This window comes from Stenotrophomonas sp. TWI1151 (genome assembly GCF_039673135.1).
Taxonomy (GTDB): Bacteria; Pseudomonadota; Gammaproteobacteria; order Xanthomonadales; family Xanthomonadaceae; genus Stenotrophomonas.
Map to the genome: position 1 here is coordinate 86,617 of NZ_JBDJLA010000015.1, position 10,486 is coordinate 97,102.

The window sequence follows — 10,486 nt, forward strand, 5'->3', positions numbered from 1 at the left end:
GCCCCCTGGAAACAGGGGGCCTTTTTTGTGCGCGCAGACCGGGGGTAGAGCCACCCCATGGGTGGCTGCACGCGGTGCCGGGTGGATCGACAGCCACCCATGGGGTGGCTCTACCGTGGATCGACAGCCACCCATGGGGTGGCTCTACCGGGCGGCACCGGGCGTAAAATGTCGGCATGAACGAATCCCTCGAAAGCCACCTGGTCCACGGCCGCCGCCAGCGCCCGGACGGTCCGTCGCCGGTCGACGTCATCTCGGTGCAGTCCCAGCTCGTTTACGGCTATGCCGGCAACAGCGCGGCCGTGCCGCCGCTGCGCGCGCTGGGCGTGCGCGTGGCCGAAATCCCCACCACGCTGCTCAGCAATGCGCCGTTCTACGAAACCACGCGCGGCCGCGTGCTGCCCTCGGACTGGTTCGCCGATCTGCTGCTGGGCGCGGGTGAGCGCGGCCTGCCGCAGCGCGCCCGCATGCTGGTCTCCGGCTATTTCGGCAGTGTCGGCAATGGGGCGGCCTTCGCCGACTGGCTCGATGCGGTGCTGCCGTCTTCGCCGCAGCTGCGTTATTGCCTGGACCCGGTGATTGGCGACACCCACACCGGCCCTTACGTCGAGCCGGGACTGGAAAAAGTTTTTGCCGAACGCCTGCTGCCGCATGCCTGGCTGGTCACGCCGAATGCCTTTGAACTCGGCCGCCTGACCGGCATGCCCAGCCTGGCCCAGGACGATGCGATCGCCGCCTCGCAGGCGCTGTTGGCGCGCGGTCCCGAGTGGGTGCTGGCGCACAGCGTCGGCGGCGATCCGGGTCAGCTGGTCACGCTCGCGGTGAGCCGTGACGCGATCTGGCGCTGGTCCTCGCCGCATCTTCCGGTGGACGTCGCCGGCACCGGCGATGTGCTGATGTCGTTGCTCGTCGCGTTCCTGCTGCGTGGGGAAACCTTCGAACAGGCGATCTCACGCGCCATCGCCGGCGTGCATGTCGCGCTGGAGACCACGCTGGCCAACGGGCATGAAGAGTTCGATGTGCTGGCGGCGGCGCCGGCGGCACTGGCACTGCCGGATCGCTTCGTCGCCGAGCGCCTGGCGTGAGTCTGACACCGGTGGTTGGCATTGTCGGCAGCGACGGTGCCTACGGGCGCTGGCTGCGCCGCTTCCTGGAGCAACGCCTCGGCCTGGAAGTGATCGGCCATGACCCGGCCGACCCCGCGTCGGACAGTCCGGAAACGCTGCTTGATCGCGCCGACGTGTTGATCTTCTCGGCGCCGATCCGGCACACGCCCGCGTTGATCGCCGAGTACGTTGCGCGCTCGGCTGGTCGCGAAGCCGGTCGTCTGTGGTTGGATGTCACCTCGGTCAAATCGGCCCCGGTCGAGGCGATGCTCGCTTCGCAGGCCGAGGTGGTGGGGCTGCATCCGATGACGGCTCCGCCCAAGGCACCGACGCTGAAGGGCAGGGTGATGGTGGTCTGCGAGGCGCGCCTGACGCAGTGGCAGCCGTTCGTGCAGCAGCTGTGCGAGGCACTGGAGGCGGAGTGCGTACGTGCCACGCCCGAGCATCACGACCAGGTCATGGCGCTGGTGCAGGCGATGGTGCATGCCACCCACCTGGCCCAGGCCGGTGTGCTGCGCGAGTACGCGCCGATACTCGGTGCCTTGCCGGCCTTGATGCCGTACCGCTCGGCCTCGTTCGAGCTGGATACCGCGATCATCGCGCGCATCCTCTCGCTCAATCCGGCGATCTACGAAGACATCCAGTTCGGCAACCCGCACGTGGCGCCGATGCTGGACCGCCTGTTGGCGCAGTTGCAGCAGTTGCGGGCACAGCTGGAGCAGGGCGATGACGCGGCGCGCGCGGCGTTCCGCCAGCAGTTGCTGCTGGACAACCGTGACAGCATGGGTGCGGAGGTGCTGGCCGACGGCAACTACACCTTCGAGCGGGTCGGCTACCTGCTGGCCGATCTGACCGAACGCAACGCGATCAGCGTGCACCTGCCCGAAGACCGGCCCGGTTCACTGCGTGAGTTGCTGCATGTGTTCGAGCGGCACGGCGTCAGCCTGGCCTCGATCCATTCCTCGCGGACGCCAGCAGGCGAGGTGCACTTCCGGGTGGGGTTCGTGGTGGGCAGCGATGCCCTCGCGCTGCAGGCGGCGGCCATCGAGATCGATGCCTCGGGTATCGGCCGCGTGCTGGTGCGCTGACACGGTGCGCTGCAGCATTCATCCACAGGGGGTGTGGATGATCTGCGCACAAACATGTGGATAAGTGCGTACGCGCCTTGCGGTAAAAGGCTGTCAAGATGATTGGTCAAAAATTGACCAACATCCGCGTAACTTTTTTTCAACGCCTCAGGTGACGAGGGTAAGCTCGCCGCCTGCCGTCCGGAACTCACGGCCGTCGCGGATCAGATGGCGGCCATCGGCCAGCTCGTAACGCGCGCTCTGGCCGGTGCCTGGGGCGGCATCTGCCTGCTCATCCTTGAACTCGATGATGACGTAATCGTCGCCGTTGGCGTCGGTGGCGGGGAACTGTCGGAACGACATGAAACACCTCCTGCAGCGCATCCAGTGAGGGCTGCAGGATGCGATGGCCGGTGTTACCGGCCCGTCATCAATCGATGAATTGCAGGCGCGCCAGTTCGGCGTAGAGACCGCCCTCGGCCAGCAGCTCGGCATGCGTGCCCTGGGCGACGATCCGGCCGTGGTCCATGACCACGATGCGGTCAGCCTTCAGCACGGTGGCCAGGCGGTGCGCGATCACCAGCGTGGTGCGACCGGCCATCAACCGCTCCAGCGCCTGCTGCACCGCGCGCTCGCTTTGTGCATCCAGTGCACTGGTGGCTTCATCGAGGAGCAGGATCGGCGCGTCCTTGAGCAGGGCGCGCGCGATCGCGATGCGTTGCTGCTGGCCGCCGGACAGGCGCGCACCGCGCTCGCCCAGCTCGCTGGCATAGCCTTCGGGCAGGGCCTTCAGGAATTCATCGGCCTCCGCGGCTTCGGCCGCGCGCTGCACTTCCTCGTCCGTTGCCTCCAGGCGGCCATAGCGGATGTTCTCGAACGCACTGCTGGCAAACAGGGTCGGCTGCTGCGGCACCAGCGCCAGCTGTTCGCGCAGCTGCGCCGGATCGACCTCGCGCAGATCCACGCCATCGACCAGGATGCGACCGGCCGCGGGATCGTGGAAGCGCAGCAGCATCGACAGGATGGTGCTCTTGCCTGCGCCGGAGGGGCCGACCAGCGCGACCGTTTCACCCGGGCGCACGTGCAGATCCACATGGTCCAGCGCAGCGGTATCCGGGCGCTGCGGGTAGTGGAACACCACATCCTCGAAACGGATCTCGCCGCGCAGTGGCTGCGGCAACGCGGTGGGATGGGCCGGGGCAGTGATCTCCACGTCTTCCTGCAGCAGTTCGGCGATGCGACCCATGCCACCCGACGCACGCTGCAGCTCGTTCCAGACCTCGGCCAGCGCGCCGACCGAACCGCCGCCGATCAGCGCATACAGCACGAACTGGCCCAGCGTACCGGCGCTCATGTTGCCGTCGATCACCTCGTGCGCGCCCAGCCACAGCACGCCGACGATGGCGCCGAACACCAGCACGATGGCGCTGGCGGTGACGATCGACTGGGCGCGGATGCGGCGGCGTGCGGCACCGATCGCATCGCCCAGCGCGGCATTGAAGCGGCCGCGCTCATACGGTTCGCGGGCGTGGGCCTGGACGGTGCGTACCGCCCCCAGGGTTTCCGAGGCCAGGCTGTTGGCATCGGCGATGCGGTCCTGGCTGGCGCGCGCGATGTTGCGCAGGCGGCGGGCGCCGATGATGATCGGCAACACCGCCAGCGGAATGCCGACCAGCGACCACGCCGCCAGGTGCGGGCTGGTCACGAACAGCATCACCAGGCTGCCGACCACGGTCACGCTGCTGCGCAGGGCCACCGACATGGTCGAGCCGATCACGCTGCGCAGCAGTTCGCTGTCGGCGGTCAGGCGCGAGACCAGCTCGCCGCTGCGGCTGCGGTCGTGGAAGCCGGCACCCAGCGTGATCAGATGGGCGTACAGGCGGCTGCGCAGATCGGCGACCACCTTTTCGCCCAGCAGCGAGACGAAGAAGAAGCGCGCGGCGGTGGCCAGGGCCAGCACCACCGCGACCAGGAACAGCAGCGCGAAGGCCTTGTTGATCTGGCCGCCGCTGGTGAAGCCGTGGTCGATCATCTGGCGCACCGCGACCGGCAGGCTCAGGGTGGCCACCGAGGACACCGCCAAGGCCACCAGCCAGGCGCTGAACAGCCCGACGTGCCGGCGGACGAACGGCCACAAGGTGTTCAAGCTGCCCAATCGGCGCATCGGCGTGTCGTTCGGAACGGGTGCGTCAGTCATTCGATGGGCCTGGTTCGATGCGGGATTCAATACGGACACGATCACGAGTGGCGTCGCGGAGGCGGTTTTTCAACGGTTGGACCTGATCTGCCGGCAAGCGCAGGTGCAGGTTCACGCCGTCGGCGGTGAACGCTTCGTCCACTTTCTCGGCCAGATGGGCGCCCAGGGCGGCATGCAGCGGGCCCAGATCCTCGAAGCCGGCCTGCACGTCCAGCTCGGCCATGGCGATCAGGGGCAGCCGCGGGGCTACCCGCAGGCACTCGGCGGCAGTGCCGCCATAAGCACGGACCAGGCCGCCGGCACCGAGCTTGATGCCGCCGTACCATCGTGTCACCACGACCATCACGCGATCGAAGCCCTGGCCATCAATGGCGGCCAGGATCGGGCGTCCGGCGGTGCCGGACGGCTCGCCGTCGTCGCTGGAGCGGTAGTCGTTGCCGTAGCGGTAGGCCCAGCAGTTGTGGGTGGCATCGGCGACGGCGACCTGCTGCAGGAACGCCAACGCAGCGGCTGCATGCTGGATTGGCGCGGCATGGGCGATGAAGCGGCTGTGCTTGATCTCCAGGCTGTGGCTGACGGGGGTGGCGAGCGTATCGGGCATTCCCATCATTCTAGTGGGGATGCCTGATCACCGTACGCGCCGCGTCAGTTCTCGAGCAGCTGGCGGAGATCGCGCGGGATGCGCACTTCCGGGTACTGCTGCAGGTAGCGCTCCAGGCTGGCGCGTGCGGTATCCACATCGCCGGCATCGCGTCGCTCGCGGATGCGCTTGAGCCATTGCTTGCGCGGCAGGCTGGCATCGGCAGCGACCGCCTGATGCAAAGCCTGCACGGCATCGTCCGCCGAGGCGGGGGCCGCCATCGGCGCGGCGGCGCGGCGCATCACGCCGGGAGCGCTGGGTGCGGGTTTGGCCGGCGGTGCGTTTTTGAATGCGGCACGCGGCGCAGCGCGCTCGAGCGTCGAACCGGTCACCATGACGCTGTCCAGCGCCGGTTCGCTTGTGTCCATGGGATACGCCGAGGCTGCCTGCGGTGCCGGGGCCGACCTCATTGGCGCCGGGGCCTGCACCGGTGCCGGGGCGGGCGGTGCTGGCGCGGCGATGGCCTCGGGGCGGGGCGAGGACATGTCCCGCCCACGCTCGGTCGCAGGCGGTGCGGTGGCTGGGGCAGGTTCGAGCGCCGTTGTCTTTGCCGCGCGCGGCTGCTGGACCACCGGCGGTGCCGCGGCGGGGGGCGGTGGCGGCGCGGCCTCCATCGCCGGCGCAGTCCCGGTCACCGCGGCGCTGGATGCCGGTGCGGCGACCGGTTCGGCCAACGGCGGGGCGGGCGGGTCTTCGGGCTTGAGCTGCCAGGCGATGCCCACGGCGAAGATCACCGAGGCGGCCAGCCCGAACACGGCCGGCAGGCGTGAGCGCGGACGTCGCGCAGGCACGGCGGTGTCCGGCGGCAGCGTCCAGGTGGCAGCGTCTGCGGCCGGTGCTTCCACTGCCGTACGGGCGGCCGCAAGCACCGCCTCGTCGATCGCCGGCGCCGGGCCGGTGGCACTCGGGCGACCCAGCAGCCGGGCCAGTTCGCGTTCTTCCGGGGTCAGTGGATCCGGGCGGTTCATCCGCTCAACCCCGTCCGCAGTTTGTCCATGGCATAGCGCAGCCGTGATTTGACTGTCTCACGGCCGACACCGGTGATCTCGGCAATCTCTTCCAGGCTCAGTTCCTGTTCCAGGCGCAACTGCAGGACCTCGCGCTGCTCGGGCGGCAGCTGCTCCATGGCCAGCTGCAGCTGGCGGCGTTGTTCGAACTCGGACAGCTGGGTTTCCGGCGTGCGCGCATCGGCGATCGCCGCGACCCGCTCATCGGCGTCGATCGGGGCTGCAGGCCGGTGCCTGGCCGCACGCCAGTGGTCGTTGAGGCGGTTGTGGGCGATCCGGAACAGCCAGGTGGTGAAGGCGGCATCCGGCTGCCAGCCGGCGCGCGCGGCGATCACGCGCTGCCAGACGTCCTGGAACATCTCATCGGCCAGCGCGCCGTCGCGCAGCTGGCGCAGCAGGAAGCTGTACAGACGGCTGCGATGACGGCCATACAGCGCCTCGAATGCACGCAGGTCGCCGCCGGCCCAGGCCAGCATCAGCGCTTCATCGGTCGGCAGGGCAAGGGCGTCCACGCCGCACAGAGTAAGCGCTGCGGGGGTGTTCGCATAGTCGATGGCGCGCGGGGCGGCAGAGCGGGATGGCATGGTGATGACCTGGGGCACAGCACGAACAACGTCCAGCAGCGCCGGACGGGGTTGAAGCGCTTCCATTGCCCCCCGGTCCGCGCGTTATGCTCGCAGGACAGGGGCGGTGCCGGGCAGTCGGCACGCGAGAGATGAGCAACGTGACCAGCCAGATGGTGACCTCTTCAGTGCAACGGGACGGTGATGCGGTGATCCCTGCCGCGGTCGCCACGGCGTTGTGCGCCCTGTTGCCGGCAGGGGCGGCGATCACGCTGGCCTGGTCGGATCCGGTGCTGGGCGAGGGTGCCCTGGCCCATCCTGAGGGCCGCAGCCCGCCGGTGGGCCCTGGTCCCGCGCGGCGTCAGGCGGCCTCGGCCGGCATGGCGCTGCAGCAGTGCTGGAACCACCGCGGCGCCGTCCTGACGCTGGACGTGACCCCGGCCGCCGGGACGACACCGCCGGACACTTGGTGGGCGTTGGCGCGCTCCCTGTTCCAGAGCACCCTGCTGCTGGCGCGGCAGCGCCGCGAGATCGCCTCCCTGGAAGACTCCAAACGCCTGCAGCAGGCGCTCTATGAAATCGCCGATCTGGCCGGTGCGGACCTGGAAATGGCCGAGATGCTGCGCCACTTCCATCGCGTGCTCAATTCGCTGATGTACGCGCAGAACTGTTTCATCGTCGAATACGACGACATCCGCCACCGGGTCCGCTTCCTGTATTTCGCCGACCAGAAAGATGATTTCGTTGCCGACCCGGATCGCAGCTACGAAGAGCATGAAATGCCACGCAGCCTCACCTTCGCGCTGCTGCGGCATGGTGAGCCGTTGAGCGGTCCCTCGCGGGAACTGCTGGCCGTCCTTGATGACGAACATGACCCCGAGCGTGGCCCGGAAAGCCTGGACTGGCTTGGCGTGCCGATGCTGCGCGATGGGCGCGTGTGCGGCGCGATCGTGGTGCAGAGCTACGAACACCGCGCGCGCTATGGCGAGGCCGACCGCACCCTGCTGGGCTATGTCGCCCAGCACATCCTGACCGCGATGGACCGGCGCCAGGCGCAGGTGCAGTTGGAGCGGCAGGTCGAGCGCCGCACGGTCGAGCTGCAGCGTGCCAACCGCAATCTGCAGGAGGAGGTGGTCGAGCGCCGCCGTGCTGAGAAACTGCAGATGGCGCTGTTCAACATCGCCGAGCTGGCGATGAGCGCCGAGTCGCTGTCGCAGTACTACGGCCAGGTGCATGGCGTCGTCGGCACGCTGCTGGATGCGCGCAACTTCTATATCGCGCTGGTCAATGAACGCGGGGATGGGCTGGAGTTCGTGTACTCGGTGGATGAGTACAACCCCTCGCGCGCACCACGGCCCTTCAGCGAAGGCCTGACCGAGTTCATCGTGCGCAACCGGCAACCGCTGCTGGCCACGCGTGAGCGCATCGATGCGCTGCGCGACAGTGGCGTGGTGCGCGAGTTCGGTGCGCGCTCGAACTGCTGGCTGGGTGTGCCGTTGTTGAGCGACGACGATGTGGTCGGCGTGATCGTGGTGCAGAGTTATTCACCGGAGGTGGTGTTCACCGTGCACGACCAGCGGCTGCTGACCTTCGTGGCACAGAACATCGGCAACGGACTGGCGCGCCAGCGTGACCAGGAGCGGTTGCGCAACGCGCATGCCGATCTGGAAAAGCGCGTGGACGAGCGCACCCGCGAGCTGGCCGACGTCAACGACAAGCTGCTGGGCCAGATCGGCGAGCGCCTGCGTGCCGAACAGCGCCTCACCCACCAGGCCATGCACGACGCGCTGACCGGACTGCCCAATCGCCTGCATCTGCTGGACCGGTTGGAAGACGCGATCGTGCGTGCGCGCGCCAACGAAAGCCAGGGCTTTGCCGTGCTGTTCCTGGACCTGGACCGGTTCAAGCTGGTCAATGACAGCATCGGCCATGCCGCTGGTGACCAGATGCTGGTGGAGGTGGCCAAGCGCATCGTCTCGATGATCTCCGCTCAGGATGTGGTCGCACGGCTTGGCGGGGATGAGTTCGCGATCCTGCTCCAGTGCGGCGATGGCCTGGCCTCGGCGCTGGAGTTTTCCCAGCGCATGCTGGTGGCGCTGGAAGAATCGATGTGGGTGAAGGGGCGCGAACTGTTCCCCTCGGGCAGCCTGGGTATCGCCATGTGGAACCCGCGTTACCGCAACGGCGAGGAACTGGTGCGCGATGCGGATGCGGCGATGTACCGCGCCAAGGCGCAGGGCAATGATCGCTGCGCCGTTTTCGATGAGGCGATGCGCGAGCAGGCACTGCGCAGCCTGGACCTGGAGGCGGACCTGCGCCGGGCCATCATCAACCGGGATTTCATGCCGTTCTATCAGCCGATCGTGCGGCTCAGCGATGGTGAGCTGGTCGGCCACGAAGCACTGTTGCGCTGGCAGCACGAGCGCCGCGGGCTGCTGCTGCCGAGTGCGTTCCTGGATCTGGGCGAAGAGAGCGGCCTGATCGAACAGGTGGACTGGTTGCTGTACGAACAGGTGATCACCCAGCTCGCGCGCGGTGGCCGTGGGTATCTGTCCGTCAATGTGTCGCCACGGCACTTCCGCTCGGCCGATTTCAGCACGCGCCTGTTCGGCCTGATCGAAGCGGCCGGCGCCGATCCGCACCGGTTGCGGCTGGAGATCACCGAGGTGGCGCTGCTGGATGATGGCCCGCGCACGCTGCGCATCCTGCAGACCCTGCGTGAGCGCGGGGTGCTGGTGCAGCTGGATGATTTCGGCACCGGCTTCTCGGCGCTGTCCTACCTGCACCGGTTCCCGATCTCGACGCTGAAGATCGACCAATCCTTCATCGCCGGCCTGCACGGCCAGGACATGCAGAGCACGCACGCGCTGGTGCAGGGCGTGCTGTCACTGGCGCGCACACTGGGCATCGAAACGGTGGGCGAGGGCATCGAAACCCAGGCCCAGCACGATACGCTGCTGCAGCTCGGCTGCGATTACGGCCAGGGCTATCTGCTCGGCCGGCCGGCCCCGATGGTGATCCCCGCGACGGCCTGAACCGTCGCGGTGCCGCAGGCATCAACGCAGCGCGTTGGCCCGCTTTTCGTCGATCCACTTGGAGGCCTGCGCCGGCTCGTAGGCACGCATCCAGGCCAGCATTTCATCGATGTCCGAGCCATACCACAGGTCCGCGCGCTGGGCCGGGTGCAGGAAGCGCTCTTCGACCATGCGATCGATCATGCCGATCAGCGGGGCATAGAAGCCGTCCACATCCAGGAACGCGCAGGGCTTGTTGCCGATGCCCAGCTGGCGCCAGGTCAGCATCTCGAAAATTTCTTCCATGGTGCCGAAGCCGCCGGGCAGGGCGACGAACGCATCGGACAGATCGAACATGCGCGACTTGCGCTCGTGCATCGAACCGACGATTTCCAGCTCGGTCAGGCCACGGTGGGCCACTTCCCAGTCCGCCAGCTGCTGCGGGATCACGCCGGTGACCTCACCGCCGCCGGCGAGCACGGCGTTGGCCACGGTGCCCATCAGGCCGACGTTGCCGCCGCCGTAGACCAGGCGCAGGCCGTCGCGGGCGATGCGGTCGCCCAGCGCGATGGCGCGCTCGGTGTAGACCGGCTTGCTGCCGGGGTTGGAACCACAGTAAACGCAAATCGACTTCATTGGATCTTCCTGTTGTCCGAATCTGTAGCGACCGGAAACGAAAAAGCCCCGCCGATGACCGGTGCGCTGGTCTCGTGACGGGGTGTCGTTCCGCAGGTGCGGTGGCGGATTATCGCGCGTTTCGGGCGCGGGGGCCAATCGGGCGCCGGGGGTGGCGGCTGGGTAGTGGTTGCTCTGCCGGGTTTGTGGCAGCCGACCAACACGCCGCTAAAAACAGGGTTTTAGGGGGTTAATACAAACAGGTTGATGTGCGGAT

The 10,486-nt window shown here is 67.9% G+C and carries 9 protein-coding genes; 3 read left to right on the plus strand and 6 right to left on the minus strand.

Annotation, left to right across the window (positions count from 1 at the left end; translation table 11 throughout):
- The first annotated feature begins 176 nt into the window (after positions 1 to 176).
- Complete coding sequence (pdxY, locus tag ABE422_RS16545; RefSeq protein ID WP_313218022.1) at positions 177 to 1,085, plus strand: pyridoxal kinase; 909 nt, start codon at positions 177 to 179, stop codon at positions 1,083 to 1,085.
- Complete coding sequence (locus ABE422_RS16550) at positions 1,082 to 2,194, plus strand: prephenate dehydrogenase (RefSeq protein WP_313218024.1); 1,113 nt, start codon at positions 1,082 to 1,084, stop codon at positions 2,192 to 2,194. Before pdxY ends, ABE422_RS16550 begins: the two co-directional genes overlap by 4 nt.
- Positions 2,195 to 2,341: 147 nt before the next feature.
- Here the strand turns inward: ABE422_RS16550 and ABE422_RS16555 are convergent, their stop codons facing one another.
- From ABE422_RS16555 to ABE422_RS16575, 5 genes are all read right to left on the minus strand, one after another.
- Positions 2,342 to 2,536, minus strand: coding sequence for a hypothetical protein (locus tag ABE422_RS16555; RefSeq protein WP_313211565.1), 195 nt, complete (start codon positions 2,534 to 2,536; stop codon positions 2,342 to 2,344).
- Between the two features lie 67 nt (positions 2,537 to 2,603).
- The gene (locus ABE422_RS16560) at positions 2,604 to 4,370 is read right to left on the minus strand and encodes an ABC transporter transmembrane domain-containing protein (protein ID WP_346483349.1); all 1,767 of its coding nucleotides are present in this window, start codon (positions 4,368 to 4,370) and stop codon (positions 2,604 to 2,606) included.
- The gene (locus ABE422_RS16565; RefSeq protein ID WP_346483350.1) at positions 4,363 to 4,971 is read right to left on the minus strand and encodes a YigZ family protein; all 609 of its coding nucleotides are present in this window, start codon (positions 4,969 to 4,971) and stop codon (positions 4,363 to 4,365) included. The genes ABE422_RS16560 and ABE422_RS16565 overlap by 8 nt, the downstream gene beginning before the upstream one ends.
- Before the next feature lie 44 nt (positions 4,972 to 5,015).
- A complete protein-coding gene (locus tag ABE422_RS16570) occupies positions 5,016 to 5,978 on the minus strand; it encodes a hypothetical protein (protein WP_346483351.1) in 963 nt (320 codons plus the stop codon).
- Positions 5,975 to 6,529, minus strand: a complete 555-nt coding sequence (locus ABE422_RS16575; protein ID WP_313211589.1) for an RNA polymerase sigma factor — start codon at positions 6,527 to 6,529, stop codon at positions 5,975 to 5,977. The genes ABE422_RS16570 and ABE422_RS16575 overlap by 4 nt, the downstream gene beginning before the upstream one ends.
- Before the next feature lie 203 nt (positions 6,530 to 6,732).
- On the opposite strand from ABE422_RS16575, the gene ABE422_RS16580 reads away from it, so the two are divergent.
- Positions 6,733 to 9,615: an EAL domain-containing protein gene (locus ABE422_RS16580; RefSeq protein WP_346483352.1), complete on the plus strand. Its 2,883-nt coding sequence runs from the start codon at positions 6,733 to 6,735 to the stop codon at positions 9,613 to 9,615.
- Positions 9,616 to 9,636: 21 nt separating this feature from the next.
- Here ABE422_RS16580 and ABE422_RS16585 read toward each other — a convergent pair whose 3' ends face one another.
- Complete coding sequence (locus ABE422_RS16585; RefSeq protein WP_019183145.1) at positions 9,637 to 10,230, minus strand: TIGR00730 family Rossman fold protein; 594 nt, start codon at positions 10,228 to 10,230, stop codon at positions 9,637 to 9,639.
- Positions 10,231 to 10,486: the final 256 nt, after the last annotated feature.